Annotated in this window: 17 protein-coding genes; 10 read left to right on the forward strand and 7 right to left on the reverse strand. The window is 36.4% G+C overall.

What is annotated here, in order from left to right:
• Together B4D49_RS05435 and smpB are read left to right on the forward strand one after the other, a co-directional pair.
• Positions 1-995 (forward strand): RNB domain-containing ribonuclease (locus tag B4D49_RS05435; RefSeq protein WP_286783468.1); only part of this gene is annotated, 995 nt, incomplete at its 5' end.
• Between the two features lie 49 nt (positions 996-1044).
• Positions 1045-1512, forward strand: coding sequence for an SsrA-binding protein SmpB (gene smpB, locus B4D49_RS05440; protein WP_006532795.1), 468 nt, complete (start codon positions 1045-1047; stop codon positions 1510-1512).
• Between the two features lie 31 nt (positions 1513-1543).
• Here smpB and B4D49_RS05445 read toward each other — a convergent pair whose 3' ends face one another.
• A complete protein-coding gene (locus tag B4D49_RS05445) occupies positions 1544-1984 on the reverse strand; it encodes a MarR family winged helix-turn-helix transcriptional regulator (protein ID WP_286783469.1) in 441 nt (146 codons plus the stop codon).
• 138 nt (positions 1985-2122) lie between these two features.
• Between B4D49_RS05445 and B4D49_RS05450 the strand changes: the two genes are divergently transcribed.
• Both B4D49_RS05450 and B4D49_RS05455 read left to right on the forward strand, forming a co-directional pair.
• Positions 2123-2569, forward strand: a complete 447-nt coding sequence (locus B4D49_RS05450; protein WP_286783470.1) for a ferritin-like domain-containing protein — start codon at positions 2123-2125, stop codon at positions 2567-2569.
• Positions 2570-2579: 10 nt separating this feature from the next.
• Entirely contained in the window at positions 2580-3926 is a 1347-nt protein-coding gene (locus B4D49_RS05455) for a dihydrolipoyl dehydrogenase family protein (RefSeq protein WP_199542800.1), read from the forward strand.
• A 38-nt stretch (positions 3927-3964) separates the two neighbouring features.
• Here B4D49_RS05455 and B4D49_RS05460 read toward each other — a convergent pair whose 3' ends face one another.
• From B4D49_RS05460 to B4D49_RS05475, 4 genes are all read right to left on the reverse strand, one after another.
• The gene (locus tag B4D49_RS05460; RefSeq protein ID WP_286783471.1) at positions 3965-4642 is read right to left on the reverse strand and encodes an NAD(P)H-dependent oxidoreductase; all 678 of its coding nucleotides are present in this window, start codon (positions 4640-4642) and stop codon (positions 3965-3967) included.
• Positions 4643-4735: 93 nt separating this feature from the next.
• A complete protein-coding gene (locus B4D49_RS05465) occupies positions 4736-5164 on the reverse strand; it encodes a MarR family winged helix-turn-helix transcriptional regulator (protein ID WP_286783472.1) in 429 nt (142 codons plus the stop codon).
• 194 nt (positions 5165-5358) lie between these two features.
• A complete protein-coding gene (locus B4D49_RS05470) occupies positions 5359-5787 on the reverse strand; it encodes a MarR family winged helix-turn-helix transcriptional regulator (protein ID WP_199542783.1) in 429 nt (142 codons plus the stop codon).
• A 185-nt stretch (positions 5788-5972) separates the two neighbouring features.
• Positions 5973-6701, reverse strand: a complete 729-nt coding sequence (locus B4D49_RS05475) for a DUF554 domain-containing protein (RefSeq protein ID WP_286783473.1) — start codon at positions 6699-6701, stop codon at positions 5973-5975.
• A gap of 165 nt (positions 6702-6866) precedes the next feature.
• Here B4D49_RS05475 and B4D49_RS05480 point away from each other — a divergent pair, with 165 nt between their 5' ends.
• Positions 6867-7754 carry a LysR family transcriptional regulator gene (locus B4D49_RS05480; RefSeq protein ID WP_286783474.1) on the forward strand — a complete coding sequence of 296 codons (888 nt, stop codon included), beginning with the start codon at positions 6867-6869 and terminating at the stop codon, positions 7752-7754.
• A gap of 166 nt (positions 7755-7920) precedes the next feature.
• Here the strand turns inward: B4D49_RS05480 and B4D49_RS05485 are convergent, their stop codons facing one another.
• Both B4D49_RS05485 and B4D49_RS05490 read right to left on the reverse strand, forming a co-directional pair.
• A complete protein-coding gene (locus B4D49_RS05485) occupies positions 7921-8430 on the reverse strand; it encodes an NAD(+) diphosphatase (protein WP_132869685.1) in 510 nt (169 codons plus the stop codon).
• 105 nt (positions 8431-8535) lie between these two features.
• Positions 8536-9621 (reverse strand): M24 family metallopeptidase, encoded by a 1086-nt coding sequence (locus tag B4D49_RS05490; RefSeq protein WP_199542768.1) that lies wholly within the window; start codon positions 9619-9621, stop codon positions 8536-8538.
• Positions 9622-9961: 340 nt separating this feature from the next.
• On the opposite strand from B4D49_RS05490, the gene ccpA reads away from it, so the two are divergent.
• The 5 genes from ccpA (at position 9962) to B4D49_RS05515 (ending at position 17738) form a co-directional block, all read left to right on the forward strand.
• The gene (gene ccpA / locus B4D49_RS05495) at positions 9962-10966 is read left to right on the forward strand and encodes a catabolite control protein A (RefSeq protein WP_132869361.1); all 1005 of its coding nucleotides are present in this window, start codon (positions 9962-9964) and stop codon (positions 10964-10966) included.
• 92 nt (positions 10967-11058) lie between these two features.
• Positions 11059-12057, forward strand: coding sequence for a glycosyltransferase (locus tag B4D49_RS05500; RefSeq protein WP_286783475.1), 999 nt, complete (start codon positions 11059-11061; stop codon positions 12055-12057).
• Between the two features lies 1 nt (position 12058).
• Positions 12059-13393 (forward strand): glycosyltransferase family 4 protein, encoded by a 1335-nt coding sequence (locus tag B4D49_RS05505; protein ID WP_132869359.1) that lies wholly within the window; start codon positions 12059-12061, stop codon positions 13391-13393.
• A 351-nt stretch (positions 13394-13744) separates the two neighbouring features.
• A complete protein-coding gene (gene thrS / locus B4D49_RS05510; protein ID WP_286783476.1) occupies positions 13745-15691 on the forward strand; it encodes a threonine--tRNA ligase in 1947 nt (648 codons plus the stop codon).
• Between the two features lie 154 nt (positions 15692-15845).
• Entirely contained in the window at positions 15846-17738 is a 1893-nt protein-coding gene (locus tag B4D49_RS05515) for a right-handed parallel beta-helix repeat-containing protein (protein ID WP_199542752.1), read from the forward strand.
• The last annotated feature ends 63 nt before the right edge of the window (positions 17739-17801 follow it).

Consider the following 17801-nt stretch of genomic DNA (forward strand, 5'->3'; position numbering starts at 1 on the left):
TTGAATCATTCATGTTAGCAGCTAACGAAACAGTGGCAGAGCACTTTGCAAAACGCAAATTACCATTTATTTACCGTATCCACGAAGATCCAAAGGCTGAAAAATTACAGAAATTCCTTGATTATGCAAGTATTTTTGGAGTACAAATTCATGGTACAGCTAATAAAATTAGCCAGCAAGCTTTGCAAGATTTCATGGCTAAAGTGGAAGGTAAACCAGGTGCCGAAGTATTGAATATGATGTTGCTACGTTCAATGCAACAAGCGCGTTATTCTGAACATAATCATGGTCACTATGGTTTGGCTGCTGAATACTATACACACTTTACAAGTCCAATTCGTCGTTACCCTGATTTGCTTGTTCACCGTATGATTCGTGAGTACACACAAGTCACAGATGATAAAATCGAACATTTTAGAAATATTATTCCTGAATTGGCAACGTCATCATCAACCCTTGAACGTCGCGCTATTGATGCGGAACGTGTGGTTGAAGCTATGAAGAAAGCTGAATACATGGAAGAATATGTTGGCCAAGAATTTGATGGTGTTGTAGCTAGTGTTGTGAAATTCGGTATGTTTATCGAATTACCAAATACCATTGAAGGTTTGGTTCACATCACAACTCTTCCAGAATTCTACAACTACAATGAGCGTACATTGACACTTCAAGGTGAAAAATCAGGTAAAGTCTTCCGAGTTGGTCAACAAATTAAGATTAAATTGACACGTGCTGACAAAGAGACTGGTGACATTGATTTTGAATATATTCCAAGTGATTATGATGTGATTGAAAAAGTGAAAAAATCACGCAAAGATCGTTCAGGAAAAGATAAACGCCGTCCGAAATCTGATAATCACAAAGATCGTAAAAAAGACCACAAATCAAACAAACAACGTAATTATAAATCTTCAAAATCATCTTCTAAAAAATCAGGTAAGAAACCTTTTTACAAAGAAGTCGCTAAGAAAAAATCACGTAAAGCTAAAAAGTAAAAGGTTGAAACTGCTAACCCAAAATTTGACATAAGAGAGGTAGCTTAATATGCCAAAAGGTGAAGGAAATGTCGTTGCTCAAAATAAAAAAGCACGTCATGACTATAATATTGTTGATACCATTGAAGCTGGAATCGTCTTGACGGGAACTGAAATCAAGAGTGTTCGTGCTGCACGTATTCAGCTAAAAGACGGTTACGCTCAAATTAAAAATGGCGAAGCTTGGTTGATTAATGTCCACATTTCTCCTTTTGAACAAGGAAATATCTGGAACCAAGAACCAGAGCGTACACGTAAATTGTTACTTAAAAAACGTGAAATTGAAAAACTATCAAATGACTTAAAAGGAACAGGGATGACTCTTATTCCTCTTAAAGTTTATTTGAAAAATGGCTTTGCTAAGGTCTTACTTGGTGTGGCTAAAGGAAAACACGATTATGATAAACGTGAGACCATCAAACGTCGTGAACAAGACCGCGATATCAAACGCCAAATGAAAAATTTTAATGCAAGATAAAAGAGTTTGGATAAATCCAAACTCTTTTTTATTATAATAATTTTTTTAATTCTTCAATCAAGATGTGATTGTCTTCAATCATTTCTTCAATTTTTCCTTGTAAAGCAGGTGTAAATTCTCCTACACAGGTGTGTAATTCTTGTTCAACATCAGCTTGAAGGGCTTTGCCAGCTTCTGTAAGGGCAATAATCAGCTGACGTTGATCTTCTTCGGGACGAATCCGTGTTAGATAACCTTTTTCTTCTAAACGTTTAAGAAGCGGTGTCAGTGTATTACTAGCAAGGTCTAATTGTTTTCCCAACTCACGCAAAGGAAGATTATCAGTTTCCCACAATGCAAGTAAAACAATATATTGTGTATAGGTTAAATCAAATTTAGCTAGTTTTTGTTTATAAAATTGATTGAAAACCCTATTAGCATTATAAATCGCAAAACATAATTGATTAGTTAAGGTAGGATGTTGTTCTGTCATAACTTCTCTTTCTTTGTATTTACTTGCTCTTATCATAACATAGAAAAAAATAAATGTAAAAGTTGACAACTTGCTTTTTGAGTAGTAAACTTTAATCAATCGCGCACGATTATTTTTTGAAAAAGAGGATAATGAATAATGAATACTATTGATATTTTACAAAAAATTGGAAATGGTGTTTTAAGCCAGTCAAATAAACATCAGATGCTTGCTTTGCAATTTGAAGCACAAGGGTTTAAAAAATTAGCTGAAAAATATCAAAGTCATGCTGAAGAAGAACGTGACTTTGCCCAGCAACTTTTTAACCGTATTTTAGATTTAGGTGGCATTCTCTCTTACCAGAGTCAAGAAGCTTTCGAAGTTCCCACAACAGCTCTCGAATGGCTTAGGCAGGATCTAGAGATCTCAAAAAATGGTTTGCAGGATTTACTGCCAATGGTAAAAGCGGTATCTGAAGATTTGGTGACGTATGATTTACTTAAAGATTATTACAAAGATGAAGAGGCTGATTTACAGTGGACGCAACAGCAATTAGATTTAATTAATTTTATTGGTTATCAAAATTGGTTGTTACAACAACTTTAAGGAGACAAAAATGACTTTTGATTATGATATTGTCTTTATTGGTTCAGGGCATGCAAACTGGCATGCCGCAGTGACTTTGGCTAAAGTTGGAAAAAAAGTTGCTATTGTTGAAAAGGATGTTACAGCTGGAACATGTACGAATTATGGCTGTAATGCTAAGTTCTTATTAGATAGTCCATTTGAATTCGTAGATGCCTTATCACGCTATGAAAAAGCTGGCATTACAGGAAATACAGAGGTTAATTGGCAAGAACTTATGGCATTTAAAAAAGCTGAGATTCCAACTTATGCACCTCTTATGGAAGGAATGTTTAAGCAATTAAATATTGATTTACTTAAAGGGTATGGAAAATTGCTTGATGCTCATACGGTTGATGTGGATGATACACAAGTCACTGCCGATTATATCGTCTTAGGAACTGGGCAACGTTCAGCTCGTCTAGCTATTCAAGGACAAGAATTCTTACATGATAGTCGAGAATTTCTTGATTTGGATGTTATGCCAAAACGTATCACATTCATCGGTGCAGGAATTATTTCCATGGAATTTGCGACTATGGCAGCAAAACTGGGTTCAGAAGTACATGTGATTGAATATGCCGATAGAGCCTTGGCTGCTTATCCAGAAAATTACGTTGATACTGTCGTCACTAAAATGGCAGCAGAAGGTGTCCACTTCCATTTCAATCAAGCGGTTCAAAAAGTTGAGAGCATTGATGATGGATTACGTGTGACAACAGCTCAAGAGTTAATCCTTGAAACAGATTATGTCCTTGATGCTACTGGTCGAATCCCAAATGTTGAAAATCTTGGACTCGAAGAGTTAGGGATTGAATACAATCGTTCAGGAATTGTTGTTAATCAGCATTTACAAACTGCAGTACCAAATATTTTTGCAAGTGGCGATGTCGTTGATAAAACCATTCCACGTTTAACTCCGACAGCAAGCTTTGAATCTGATTATATTGCAGCTTTTATTTTAGGCATGAATACTGAGGCGATTACTTATCCAGCAATTCCAAATCTAGTTTATACCTTCCCACGTATTGCACAAGTCGGGGTGACTATTGATGAGGCTCGTGGTAATGACGATTATCGTGTTGTCGAAGTCCCATTTGGACAACAATTAAAATTCCAGACAAAATTAGAAGATGATGCGCATGTGACTTTGATTATTAACCAAAAGAAAGAATTGGTTGGAGCTAGCTTTTTAGGAAATGAAGCTGGCGAGATGATTAATCTTTTGACACTAATGATTAATCAAAAAGTAACAGCAAGTGATTTAAGCCAAATGATTTTTGCCTTCCCAGGAACAAGTAGTGGTTTAATTAGCGCAGTGAAAATGGCTTTATTGTAATAAAAAACCTTGAACTATTGTTCAAGGTTTTTGTTATTTTAGTCAAGCCAAGTAATGACTTCTTTTCTAGGTTTACGTGAGCGAGGGTGCTTTGGATCTTTAAGACGATAACCAAATGATACCATGCTAGCAATACCTTCTTTTTCTGGATTAATAACACCAGCTTTAGTAAGAATGGCATTAACTTTTTCATAGTTAAAACCTTCGATTGGACAAGAGTCAATACCAATCATACTTGCTGATGTCATCATATTACCAAGGGCAATATAAGTTTGCTTAGCTGTCCAATCAAAGAGAGCGCGTGGGTTATCAGCTAAAACCATATCGTTTTTCTGGAATGATTCATAAGTGGCTAAGCGACTATTAAGAGCATCACCATCACCAAGACCACGGCGAACCAGACTATCTTTAACAGATTCAGAGTCGTAACGAGCATTCTGTTCAGCAAGAAGAAGAACGAAATGACTAGCTGTATCAAGTTGACTTTGTGCTCCCCAGGCAACGGCCTTTAGCTCATCACGGAGCTTAGCAATTTGTTTACGATCAAGAACAACAAAGCGCCAAGCTTCAAGACCGATTGAAGAAGGGCTTAACCAGGCAGTGTCAAGGATATATTCCATATCATCACGTGAGATTTCTTGGTCATTATAGACACGGACGGCAACTCGATGATCAAAGGCATCGAGGACTTTTTTTTTGATAGCTTCTTTACTCATGCTAGCCTCCTAGTTTTCTTTCTATCATAGCATTTTCATTTATATTTCGCTAGCTTTTAAAAAAAGAATTAAGTAAAGAAAGAGAGGATTTCTTTACTTAATTCTTTTTGTTAAACAATTGATTTGATCAATAATGGTAGCAAGATTATAAGTTTGAGTCATTTTCATGAATTCTTGTCGTGTGTCATGAAAAACTTCCCAGATGATAGGGGCAAGTTCTCTTCCTCTATCGGTGATGTAAACACGTTTTGTGCGTCCATCACGAGCAATAGTGACAAACTCTCTACTAGCTAGTTTATCAATGATTTTTGTTAGAGAAGGCGGGGCAATACAAAGAATGTTAGCAAGTTCTTTATAACATTTACCATTTTCTTGATTCAGAATAAAAAGGACTAAAGCATAGGAATGTGACATTCCAATTTTTCTAAAAGCTTCTTCTGTGTATTTATCAAGAGCTCGATCAAGTCTCTTGATAGAAAAAAATAGGCACCCCTCCAACGTTTCTTGAATGTTATCGGGCACAATAATCTCCTTAGTAATAAATCTACAAAGAATATCTTAGCACACTTGGATTAAGATGACAAATCCACTTGATAGTATATTCCAAGCCTTTAAAAAAGGCCATGGTGAGTGACCACGACCATATAAACCTATAAGGATAAATTGAGCCAAATGACTCAATCACATACCCAAGATTAGTATCTCTAAAACTTTTATTATTTCAATTGCTCAGTGATTTGGTTTAGTTCAGAAACGAGAGTGTCAGAAAAGCCGTTTTTGACTAAACGATTAAATTCTTTTTGAGTGTCAATATGAGCTTGATGAATATCAGGAATTAATTTTCTACCTTTTTCAGTGATATAAACACGCTTTGTTCGACCTTCACTGATAACTTGAATAAAGCCTTTATTACCAAGTTTTTCAACAATTCTTGTTAAGGTAGGTGCTGTAATACAAAGCATTTTAGCCAAATCTTTTTGAAGCTTACCATTATCATGGTCTAAAATCAGAAGAAGGGTAGAATAAGATGGACTTAAGCCAAGTTTTTGGAAACCCTCTTCCGTGATTTTATCAAGAGCTCGATCTAGTTTTTTAATAGCGAAAAAGAGACAAGAGTCTAAAGATTCTTGAGCAGTTTTGGGCATAGAGTTCTCCTCAAAGTTTTATTTATAGCAAGTATGATAACAAACTTAAAAAAAGATTGCAAATTATTTTCTTAGTGAACTAATAAAAGAATCTTTGATATAAAAAGCGTTTTTACAAGATAAACAAAAGTCAGTTGTCTAAAATATCAACTGACTTTTTCTAATTTTTCTAAAAATATTAGATTTTATAATAATGGCATGATAACTTTGACCCAAAACCAAGATAAAGGCATGACAATGACCATAGCTGGAATCATATCTCCGGTTGGGAACATTTTGACTTTAATCATACGAAAACCAGTTGCCACCATTAAGAAACCACCGCAGGCTTTAAAATCAGCAATCATATCAGGTGTAGTTAAAGGGACAATGATACCTGCTAGCAAGAAAAGTGCGGTAAAAATAATAAATTGTGGAATGGCAATCAAAGAAACTACAAAGCCAAGATTACAAGCAAAGATAGCAGCAGTAAAGAAATCAAGAATAGATTTTGAGATTAAGATGGTTGAATCGCCAGTCATTCCTGAATCAAGGCTCCCATAAATCCCCGTACCACTAGCACAAAAAAGTACGATAACGGTTAGTAGGGTTGCTAGAAATTCATCATTTGAGAGTTTACTGTGCTTTTGAGGTAAGATTTTTGAGACGGCTTTTTGCATCAATGAGCCACCTTTATTAATCCATTCTCCTAGATTAATAGCAAGTCCGATAGCTGTCCCAACAACGATGGCAAAGATGACAGCAGGCATGTATTTCATAAGACCAATAGATGAGATTCCCATTCCCATTGAACAAACCCCAAAAATAAGGTTTAATTGATTTTTAAAATCCTCTGATAAGATATGACCAAAAATTCCACCTAGAATGCCGCCAAAAATGATGGCAAAAGAATTGATAATAACACCAGTTGGCATAAAATTCCTCCTTTTATGATTAAAAATAAGACAAAAAAAGCTCACTTCTATAAAGTGACTTAAATGAAAACCTAAGTTCATTAACTAGTGTAACATGATTTAGCTAAAAATCAATTTGCTTTTGGCGATAAGATATTCTAAAATGGAATAAATAGGAGCAAAGCAATGAATCTTCAAAAATTACAAGTATTTTTAACCTTATGTGAAACCCTGAGTTACACTGAAACAGCAGAGCATCTTTATATTAGCCAAGGAAATGTTTCAAAGCAAATTAAGGCACTTGAAAAGGAACTTGGAGTACTGCTTTTTGACCGAAATCGTCGCCATATCAGAATCACTAAAGAAGGAGAAGTGGTTGAAAAATATGCCAAAAAGATTTTGGAAAATTACCAGCAAATAATTGCTGAAGTGGGGCAATTACAAGAAAAAGAAGACCGTAGATTATTGCTGCATGGTATTCCAAGCATGCCTTTTTATGCCATTATTTCAGAAATGGCTAATTTTAAAAAGCACCATCCAACCTTTGAGGTAAACGTCGAAGAAGAAGAGGCGGATGTCTTGCTCGATAATTTATTAAAGCACAAGTGCGATATCATTTTTGCAAGACAGTTCAATGAAACACTTCCAGAGAATGTTGAAAAAATAACCATTGATCAAGATTGTTGGGTAGTGGTTTTGCCAAGCAATCATCAACTGGCTGATAAGGAAAGTATAAGCATAGAAGAGCTAAAATCAGAGACATTCCTACAACTTAGTGAACAGACACAGCTGCTACAACCTTTTTTAGAGTTATGTCATTTGAATCATTTTGAACCACAGATTACCTATAAGGGAAATCGTATTAATATGATTATTGATTTGATTGAAAATGATTTGGGAATCTCTTTAATGATGGAAAAGATGGTTCGACCTTTTGAAAGAAAAAACATTATTTGGCGGCCACTTGATATTAAGAAAGATTCGATGATGGTCTTGATGAAATTAAAGGAAAATCAATCAGAAGCTGTTCGGCAATTTTGGCAAGAAATGCAAGACAAGTATGAGAAAAAGTGAGTGAGACAGAAATCGGTAATTTCAAAGAAATTCGATTTCGTCGTCTCACCCTCACAAGGTTGAGCAGGATTGTAAAAGCTGGTTTATCAGCGTATTAGAACCCACTCAGCTACTGCGTCTTGTAAAAAATAACATATTAACATATAAACAAAGAAGCTGGGTATTTTTATCCCAGTCTCTTTTGCTCTTTATCTAAGAATTCTAGTAAAAAACTTTCTGCTAGTGAACCATTTTTAATGGCTTTTTTGGCTTCTGAAATGCTAAACCAATCCCAATCGTCAATTTCATGGTTGGGTGTGACTTCCCCAGTTACTGTCACAGCAAAATTAATCATAAGAGAATTGCTACGTTCGTAGTATTGACTAGCATTAAATGTTAACGATTTGACTTGCAATCCCAACTCCTCGTCTATTTCTCGAGCTAGAGTTGTTTCAGCGTTTTCCCCTTGTGATACATAACCAGCCAATAAGATGTGTTCTGTCATTTGATACTGCTTAATCAGGAGAATTTTATCGTGAGTTTCGTTGAATAAAATGGCACTAATTGCAGTGTTAAAGACTGGAAAACGAAAACTATCACATTGGGAACAGTAAGGAATATCCCCCTCATGTTCTAGGAATTTCTTTTCTAAAGGATGTCCACATTCAGGACAATATGTCATTGTTTTATAAAACATAAGAACCTCTTTTGGGATTTCTTAGGCTCATTTTAACAGCAATTGCTTTTTCCTGCAATAAAAAAATTCCCAGAAAGACTGGGAATTTTTGTGTGATTAATTGTTTTATCCTTCGAAGTAAAGCAATTCTTTTGGTGTGTGTGTGAAGACTTCAAAGCCAGATTTTGTGACGTGACCACAATCTTCGATACGAACACCAACTTTGCCAGGAATGTAGATACCAGGTTCAACTGAGAAACACATACCTTCTTGGATTTCCATATCATTACCTTCCATGATTGAAGGGAATTCGTGACATGTCATACCAATACCGTGTCCAAGACGGTGGTTGAAGTATTCACCGTAACCTGCTTTTTCAATGACTTTACGAGCAGCAGCATCCACTTCACTAGCAAGAACACCAGGTTTGATGAACTCTAGAGCTGCCATGTGAGCTTCTAAACATAAGTTGTAAATGTCTTTTTTGAATTGGTCAGGTTTACCAACGGCAACAGTACGAGTCATATCACTAGCGTAACCATGCATATCTGTTCCAAGGTCAAACAAAAGCAAAGCATTGTTTTCGATTTTGTTTGTGCCTGGGATACCGTGTGGGTTAGCGGCATTATTACCAGTCAAGACCATAGTGTCGAAACTCATTTTTTCAACACCTTGTTTTTTCATTTCAAATTCAATCATGGCAATAATGTCAGTTTCAGTGTTGTTAAGTGAGATGTTATCGAAACCAACTTTAACAGCTTTATCAGCGAACTGACCAGCAACCATCATTTTATCGATTTCGTCTTGCGATTTGATGAGGCGCATTTTTTGAACAAATGGTGTTAAGTCTACAAAGCGTCCAGAAAAAACAGTTTGCAAGCCTTGGAATTTTGTGACGTTAAGGTTGTCGAATTCGGCAAAGACTTTGGCACTTTCAGTTGATGGAAGACCATTTTTAATTTTTTCCCAAGGGTTTTCAGAGTCAACGTAACCAAAAACAGGGAAGTTTACGATTTGGCTAGCGCGTGCAACTTCAAGTGCTGGGACAAAAAGGAATGGTTCACGATCGCTATATACAAAAAGGAACATTTGACGTTCGTGTGGTTCGCAGTAGAAGCCTGTTAGATAGTTAACAGTAACTGGATCAGAGAAAACAGCAATATTTGCTTTTTCTTGAGTAAGGTATGAACGGATTTGATCTAATTTTGACATGAGAAACCTTCTTTCTAATTATCCCCATTTTTTCAAAAAAAGACGAAAAAATCAAGAGCTTGATACAAAAAAATTAAAGATACTTAATTTTCATAGAAATAGGCTAAAAGTCTCTGAAAACCCCCTTTTTTTGTTGGACTTATGACAGAAAAATAGCACAAATTGATAGGAAAGCTATCGATTTTATCATTTTTATTTAAAGTTAGGAAAAAAATATGAATTAAACGTTTTCAAAATATGAAAAGTTTTCAAAAATTCTAAGTTTGCACTTGAAAGTGTTTCCAAAAGGTGCTAAAATATTTGTGAAAGCGAAATTTTCAAATAGAAAGGAAGTCCAATAATGAACACTGATGATACGATTACAATTTATGATGTTGCACGAGAAGCAGGCGTCTCAATGGCAACAGTTAGTCGTGTTGTAAATGGCAATAAAAATGTAAAGGAAAACACTCGTAAAAAAGTCCTTGAAGTTATTGACCGTTTAGACTATCGTCCAAATGCAGTTGCTCGTGGTTTGGCAAGTAAAAAAACTACGACAGTTGGTGTTGTTATTCCAAATATCGCTAATAGCTATTTTTCAATCTTAGCGAAAGGTATCGACGATATTGCAGCAATGTACAAATACAATATCGTTCTTGCGTCAAGTGATGAAGATGACGATAAAGAAGTTAATGTTGTTAACACTTTATTTGCAAAACAAGTGGATGGTATTATCTTCATGGGACACCATTTAACTGAAAAAATTCGTGCAGAGTTCTCTCGCTCACGCACACCAGTGGTTCTAGCAGGAACAGTTGATTTAGAACACCAACTTCCAAGTGTTAATATTGATTACAAAGCTGCCGTGGCTGATGTTGTTGATATTTTGGCTAAAAATAACAAAGATATTGCCTTTGTTTCAGGACCACTTATTGATGACATTAACGGAAAAGTTCGTCTTGCAGGTTACAAAGAAGGACTTGGAAAGAACAATCTTTCATTCAAAGAAGGACTTGTTTTTGAAGCCAACTACAACTACAAAGATGGTTACGAATTGGCTCAACGTGTCATGAATTCTGGTGCTACAGCTGCTTATGTAGCTGAAGATGAATTGGCTGCAGGTCTTTTGAACGGTTTGTTTGCAGCAGGAAAAAAAGTTCCTGAAGACTTTGAAATCATTACAAGTAATGATTCACCAATTACATCATACACACGACCAAATCTTAGCTCAATCAGTCAACCAGTTTATGACCTTGGAGCTGTCAGCATGCGTATGTTGACAAAAATCATGAACAAAGAAGAGCTTGAAGAAAAAGAAATCATTCTTAATCATGGTCTTAAATTGCGTGGAACAACACGTCAATAATCCAAAACAGGATAGTATCAGAAAATCAGCCTTGGGGCTGATTTTTTTTAGTCTTAGTGAAAAAAATTACAAAATAAGCTATAATAGAAATTATGAAAGTTTTACTGTATTTGGAAGCCGAAAATTATTTAAGAAAATCAGGAATTGGCCGCGCCATCAAGCACCAAGAGCGTGCTCTTTCAATGGTGGGGCAAGACTATACAACTAATCCAAATGACGATTATGATTTGGTTCACATCAATACTTACGGTATTAAAAGCTGGAAATTATTGAAAAAATCTAAAAAAGCTGGTAAAAAAGTGTTGATGCATGGTCATTCAACTGAAGAAGATTTTCGCGACTCTTTTATCGGCTCTAATCTAGTATCACCAATTTTTAGATGGTATCTTTGTCATTTTTATAATAATGCGGATGCTATTATTACACCGACTGAATACTCGAAATCATTGATTAGTGGCTATGGGGTTGAAAAACCAATTTATGCCGTTTCAAATGGAATTGATTTGTCACGATATGTTCCAAAACCGGAAAAAGAAGAAGCCTTTAGACGTCATTTTGGAATTAAACCAGATGAAAAAGTTGTAATTTGTGCGGGGCTTTACTTCATGCGTAAGGGTATTGATGATTTTGTTAAAGTTGCAGAGCAAATGCCTGATGTGCGTTTTATTTGGTTCGGTGAGACTAATAAATGGGTTATTCCTCATAAAGTACGAAGTATTGTGACACGTAAGCATCCCGATAATGTGATTTTTGCTGGTTACATTAAAGGGGATGTTTTTGAAGGTGCTATGAGTGGGGCAGATGCATTCTTCTTCCCGAGTCGTGAGGAAACAGAAGGAATTGTCGTTCTTGAAGCACTTGCTAGTCACCAACATGTGGTTTTGCGAGATATTCCTGTTTATCACGGCTGGGTTGACAGTAGCTGTGCGGAGTTAGCACAAGATGTTCCTGGTTTTGTTAAAGCCCTTCGCAAGGTTTTATCAGGAAATAGCGAAAAACAAGAGGCAGGTTATCATATTGCTCAAAGTCGTAGCATTGATAAAGTTGCTCATGAATTAATTGATGTTTATCACAAAGTAATGGAGTTGTAAAATGAGAATTGGTCTTTTTACGGACACATATTTTCCTCAAGTTTCTGGGGTAGCAACGAGTATTTGTACCCTCAAGGAAGAGTTGGAAAAAGAAGGACACGAGGTCTATATTTTTACAACCACAGATAAAGCGGTGAAACGCTATGAAGATCCAACGATTATCCGACTTCCTAGTGTGCCTTTTATTTCATTTACAGATCGCCGCATTGTTTATCGTGGATTGATTTCGTCTTATAAAATTGCCAAACAATATAAACTAGATATTATTCATACCCAAACGGAATTTAGTGTTGGAATGCTTGGAAAAATGATTGCTGCAGCTCTTCGTATCCCAGTAGTCCACACTTATCACACACAATATGAAGACTATGTAGGGTATATTGCTAAAGGAAAAATCATTAAACCAGGTATGGTCAAATACGTCATGCGTGGCTATATGAATGATTTGGATGGTGTTATTTGCCCGTCTCGTATTGTTCTAAATCTTCTTGATGGATATGATATTAAAATTCCAAAACGCGTGATCCCAACAGGAATTCGTGTTGAAGAATATGAACGTAAGGATATCACCAAGGAAGATGCCAATAATCTTCGTAAGCAACTTGGCATTGCAGAAGATGAGACAATGCTGCTTAGCTTGTCACGTATTTCTTACGAAAAAAATATTCAAGCAATTGTTCAACAATTTCCAGATGTTTTAGCTCAAAATGACCGTGTAAAACTAGTGATTGTTGGTGACGGACCATTTTTGTCAGACTTGAAAGAAATGGTTCAAGAACTTGATATTGAAGACAATGTGATTTTTACTGGTATGGTGCCACATGATGAAACAGCTATTTATTACAAAGCAGCTGATTTCTTCATCTCAGCTTCAACCAGTGAAACACAAGGTTTGACTTATACGGAAAGTCTTGCTAGTGGAACGCCAGTTATTGCGCACGGAAATCCTTACTTGGATGATATCATTGATCAAAAGATGTTTGGAACTCTCTTTTACCAGGAAGAAGATTTGGCAAATGCTATCTTAGATGCCATTAAAAATACACCAGCTTTGGATGATAAAGCTTATCAAGCTAAAATGTATGCCATCTCTGCTGAACATTTTGGTAAATCAGTTTATGCGTTTTATTTGGATGTTTTGATTTCTGCTAAGAACAAGAAAAAAGAAAAATTTTCATTGACAGTTCGTGGCCAAAAAGAGAAAACTTCTGTTAAATTAGCGCATTCTGCCATTAAATTACCAGCAGAAGCAGCTAAAGCAACGGTTAAGACATCTGCGAAAGTTTTTAAGGCTCCAAAACGCTTGATTAATTCGATTCGAGATTTCCTTGATTAAATTCTTGAAAAATAAAAAATTCGTGTTATAATAACTATCGAAGACAAGTTGAACAGGGTTCAATCTTTAGAGCGAGTGCCGGTTGGTGAGAAGGGCGCAAGATTGGCTGATTCAATACTACTTCCTTTGCTTTTTATGCAAACATAAAACGGTAGCTACGATATAGCTGATTTGAGGTTTACGACTCTTTTTTGTCGTAGATAAATGAAGGTGGAACCACGTTACGACGTCCTTTTGGGATGTCGTTTTTCTTTTATCTCGGGAAAAAATTCTTGTAAACTCATCACATTCCTTTTACCTGGTTCCCAAAAAGGAATGTTCAACAATGTTAATCTTTTAAAGGAGAATAGTATGGTTAAAATTACTTTTCCAGATGGCGCTGTGCGCGAATTTGAATCTGGAGTAACAACTTTTGAAATTGCTCAAAGTATTAGTAATTCACTAGCTAAAAAAGCTTTGGCTGGTAAATTTAACGGAGAATTGATTGATACCACTCGTGCAATCACTGAAGATGGTAGCATTGAAGTCGTAACACCTGATCACGAAGATGCTCTAGATATCTTACGTCACTCAGCAGCTCACCTATTTGCTCAAGCCGCAAAACGTCTTTTCCCAGATCTTTGCCTTGGTGTAGGTCCTGCTATCGAGAATGGTTTCTACTACGATACTGATAACACATCAGGTCAAATCACTGATGAAGACATTCCTCGTATCGAAGAAGAAATGAAAAAAATCGTTAAGGAAAACCTTCCATGCGTTCGTAAAGAAATTTCTATCGATGAAGCGCGTGAATTGTTCAAAAATGATCCTTACAAACTTGAATTGATCGAAGAACATGGTGAAGATGAAGGCGGACTTACTGTTTATACTCAAGGTGAATTTACTGACCTTTGCCGTGGCCCACACGTACCTTCAACTGGTCGTATCCAAGTCTTCCACCTATTGAACGTAGCTGGTGCTTACTGGCGCGGAAATAGCGATAACGCTATGATGCAACGTGTTTACGGTACTGCTTGGTTCGATAAAAAAGACCTTAAAGCTTACCTTAAACAACGTCAAGAAGCTAAAGAACGTGACCACCGTAAACTTGGTAAAGAACTTGATTTGTTCATGATTTCTCAAGAAGTTGGTCAAGGTCTTCCATTCTGGTTGCCAGATGGTGCTACAATCCGTCGTACTTTGGAACGTTACATCGTTGATAAAGAAGTTGAATCAGGATACCTTCACGTTTACACTCCACCATTGGCTTCAGTTGATCTTTACAAAACTTCAGGTCACTGGGATCACTACCGTGAAGACATGTTCCCAACAATGGACATGGGTGATGGTGAAGAATTCGTTCTTCGTCCAATGAACTGTCCACACCACATTCAAGTTTACAAACACCACGTACACTCATACCGTGAATTGCCAATCCGTATCGCTGAAATCGGTATGATGCACCGTTACGAAAAATCTGGTGCTTTGTCAGGGCTTCAACGTGTTCGTGAAATGTCACTTAACGATGGTCACTTGTTCGTAACTCCTGAACAAATCCAAGAAGAATTCCAAAAAGCTCTTCAATTGATTATCGATGTTTACGAAGACTTCAATTTGACTGACTACCGTTTCCGTCTATCATTGCGTGACCCTAAAGATACTCACAAATACTATGATGACGATGAAATGTGGGAAAATGCACAATCAATGTTGAAAGCTGCCTTGGATGAAATGGGTGTTGAATACTTTGAAGCAGAAGGTGAAGCAGCCTTCTACGGTCCTAAACTTGATATCCAAGTGAAAACAGCTCTTGGTAATGAAGAAACATTGTCAACAATCCAACTTGACTTCCTTCTTCCAGAACGTTTTGGTTTGACATACATTGGTGCTGATGGTGAAGAACACCGTCCAGTTATGATTCACCGTGGTGTTATCTCAACAATGGAACGCTTTACAGCTATCTTGATTGAAAACTACAAAGGTGCATTCCCAACATGGCTTGCTCCTCACCAAGTAACTGTAATTCCAGTTTCTAACGAAGCTCACGTTGACTACGCTTGGGAAGTAGCTAAAGTTCTTCGTGATAAAGGTGTTCGTGTTGACGTTGATGAACGTAACGAAAAAATGCAACTTAAGATTCGTCAAAGCCAAACTAAGAAAATTCCTTACCAATTGATCGTTGGTGATAAAGAAATGGCTGATAAGACTGTTAACGTTCGTCGCTACGGTAGCAAACAAACTCACACTGAATCAATTGATGAGTTTGTTGAAAATATCCTAGCTGATATCGCTCGTAAATCACGTCCAGATGCTGAATAATTCTTTTGCTTCTAATAAATTCGGTAAAGAAGTCCCGTTTAGGGGCTTCTTTTGTATCTAAAAATAAAAGCGTTTCCATATTTGCAAAAAAAGGGGAAGTCAAGGATAAGGTGATAAAATATAGAAAGCGTTCGCAAAAAGGGGGAGTTAAAGAATGCGAAACTTAAAACAACACCCGTTAATTCTGGTGTTTAGTTTATTGCTGGCTTTATCAGCTATATTGTCCAATTTAGGACCTGTAATTGTTAAAGCCGATTCTGTCTTATCGTGGAATTTTAGTGACCAAAAATTTAAAGATTTGGGCCAAATGACTTCTGAAAAAACAATTGCTGGTTTGACTATCTTAGCAGCTAACGAGTCTTCTATGGCTGTTAAATCAGAAACGGCAAATCTTTCAGGGACAGATTATTCATCAGCTTTGCAATTAAATGCTGAGGGTAATCAGGAAAATGGTTCACTTAAATTCTCAGTATCTGATAAGGATGTTATCACAGTCATTTTGAAAAGTGACTCAGAGACTGAAGTGAGTCATCTTGTTTTAGCTAATGCTCAAGGTCAAGAACTAACCACTATGACTGCGGGCACAGCAGTAAGCGAGGAAAGCTATGTTTACTCTGGTGAAGCTTGTGAGCTCTATTTATATGCTAAAGGTAATAGCCTTGATTTATTTAGTATCCAGGTTGAATCTGCAAGCAATGATGAAGTTACTGAGAGTCAAGAAACTGAGAAAATCAGTAGTTCAAGTGATACTACTGAAGTTGATCTGTCAAATACAGAAAGCTCTGATGAAAGCTTAATCTCCTCTTCATTAGCAGCTTCTAACGCAGTGACAGTATCAACTTATAATGACCTTCGCTCTGCTATTTCAAAGGCAGAAAAAGCTGGTGGAGGTAAGATTTATGTGAAAGGGACAAAAATTGCTTGTGATGGTCAAATTGCCCTTTCAAAAACAAATGCTAATGTCCAAATAATTGGTGTGCAAAATGCGGATGGGTCTTATCCGGAGCTTGATTTTTCAGACTTTATGGCTAAATATGTAGGAAAAGCATCGTCAGATGCTGCTGTAGGTGTTCGTATTTCGGGTTCTAATTACACAGTTCAAAATGTGATTATCGAACACGCACCTGACAACGGCATTCAAATTAAAGGTAAAACTGCAGGCAATAACAGGATTTCTAACTGTATTGTTAGATACAATAATGATGCAGGCTTGCAAGTGACTGCAGGTGCTTATCAAAACACAATTGAGGCAGTTTATAGCTATCGTAATTGTGATGTTTATACTCGTGGTGGTAATGCTGATGGTTTTGCTCCAAAATTAGGTGCAGGTAGTGGTAATACTTTTACTTACTGTTATGCTTGGGATAATTCTGATGATGGATGGGATTCTTTTGATAAAGCAGGGGATGTTACACCTGATATTACTTACACAAATTGTGCCGTTTGGAACAATGGTAATCCCGATGTCTTTACTGGGAAATATGATTTTGATCATAAAAATGCTCTGGATGAAAATCTTCATTTAGTGCAATTAATTAAAGCTCAAGATGCCTCATTTACTTCCAATTTTGCTAATGGTAAATTTGCTTTACCTTCGGGTAATTTCATAAAAACAGATGCTGGTACGATTAGTCTTTCAGCATGGACAGGAAATTCTTTTGATGGTAATCCGAATGGCTTCAAGCTTGGTTCGGTAAATTCAAAATCAAGTGTCACACGTAAGTTATCATATTGTCTTGCTTTTGATGAGGCTAAAAAAGGATTTGATAACAATAATAGTTCTGTCACAGGTTATTTTGATCACTGTGTGGCATTTGATAATGGTTATAACTATTACATTCAACCATTGTCAATCAAAGGTTGGACAGCTGTTCAAGGATTTTCTGGTAAGAGTGGTGATAAATTACCTGCTGGTCGTTCAGTAAGTACACCATCATCATCTAGTCAATCATCTATCTGCAATGCTGTTAACAATACTAGAAATAACATTATTTCTAATTGTAAAGCTAATAAAATTCCTGGAAAAGTCACTTTCAATATTTATTAAGCTAGGAAAAGTAAATGTGAAAATCTAAAAAAATAGCTCCTCAATCGAGGGGCTATTTTAGTG

This window comes from Streptococcus sp. UBA4344 (assembly GCF_002393675.1).
Lineage (GTDB): Bacteria > Bacillota > Bacilli > Lactobacillales > Streptococcaceae > Streptococcus > Streptococcus vicugnae.

Coding starts and splice junctions, on each gene's coding strand:
- smpB (WP_006532795.1), top strand. CDS start 1,045: ATGCCAAAAGGTGAAGGAAATGTCGTTGCTCAAAATAAAAAAGCACGT.
- B4D49_RS05445 (WP_286783469.1), bottom strand. CDS start 1,984: ATGACAGAACAACATCCTACCTTAACTAATCAATTATGTTTTGCGATT.
- B4D49_RS05450 (WP_286783470.1), top strand. CDS start 2,123: ATGAATACTATTGATATTTTACAAAAAATTGGAAATGGTGTTTTAAGC.
- B4D49_RS05455 (WP_199542800.1), top strand. CDS start 2,580: ATGACTTTTGATTATGATATTGTCTTTATTGGTTCAGGGCATGCAAAC.
- B4D49_RS05460 (WP_286783471.1), bottom strand. CDS start 4,642: ATGAGTAAAGAAGCTATCAAAAAAAAAGTCCTCGATGCCTTTGATCAT.
- B4D49_RS05470 (WP_199542783.1), bottom strand. CDS start 5,787: ATGCCCAAAACTGCTCAAGAATCTTTAGACTCTTGTCTCTTTTTCGCT.
- B4D49_RS05475 (WP_286783473.1), bottom strand. CDS start 6,701: ATGCCAACTGGTGTTATTATCAATTCTTTTGCCATCATTTTTGGCGGC.
- B4D49_RS05480 (WP_286783474.1), top strand. CDS start 6,867: ATGAATCTTCAAAAATTACAAGTATTTTTAACCTTATGTGAAACCCTG.
- B4D49_RS05485 (WP_132869685.1), bottom strand. CDS start 8,430: ATGTTTTATAAAACAATGACATATTGTCCTGAATGTGGACATCCTTTA.
- B4D49_RS05490 (WP_199542768.1), bottom strand. CDS start 9,621: ATGTCAAAATTAGATCAAATCCGTTCATACCTTACTCAAGAAAAAGCA.
- ccpA (WP_132869361.1), top strand. CDS start 9,962: ATGAACACTGATGATACGATTACAATTTATGATGTTGCACGAGAAGCA.
- B4D49_RS05500 (WP_286783475.1), top strand. CDS start 11,059: ATGAAAGTTTTACTGTATTTGGAAGCCGAAAATTATTTAAGAAAATCA.
- B4D49_RS05505 (WP_132869359.1), top strand. CDS start 12,059: ATGAGAATTGGTCTTTTTACGGACACATATTTTCCTCAAGTTTCTGGG.
- thrS (WP_286783476.1), top strand. CDS start 13,745: ATGGTTAAAATTACTTTTCCAGATGGCGCTGTGCGCGAATTTGAATCT.
- B4D49_RS05515 (WP_199542752.1), top strand. CDS start 15,846: ATGCGAAACTTAAAACAACACCCGTTAATTCTGGTGTTTAGTTTATTG.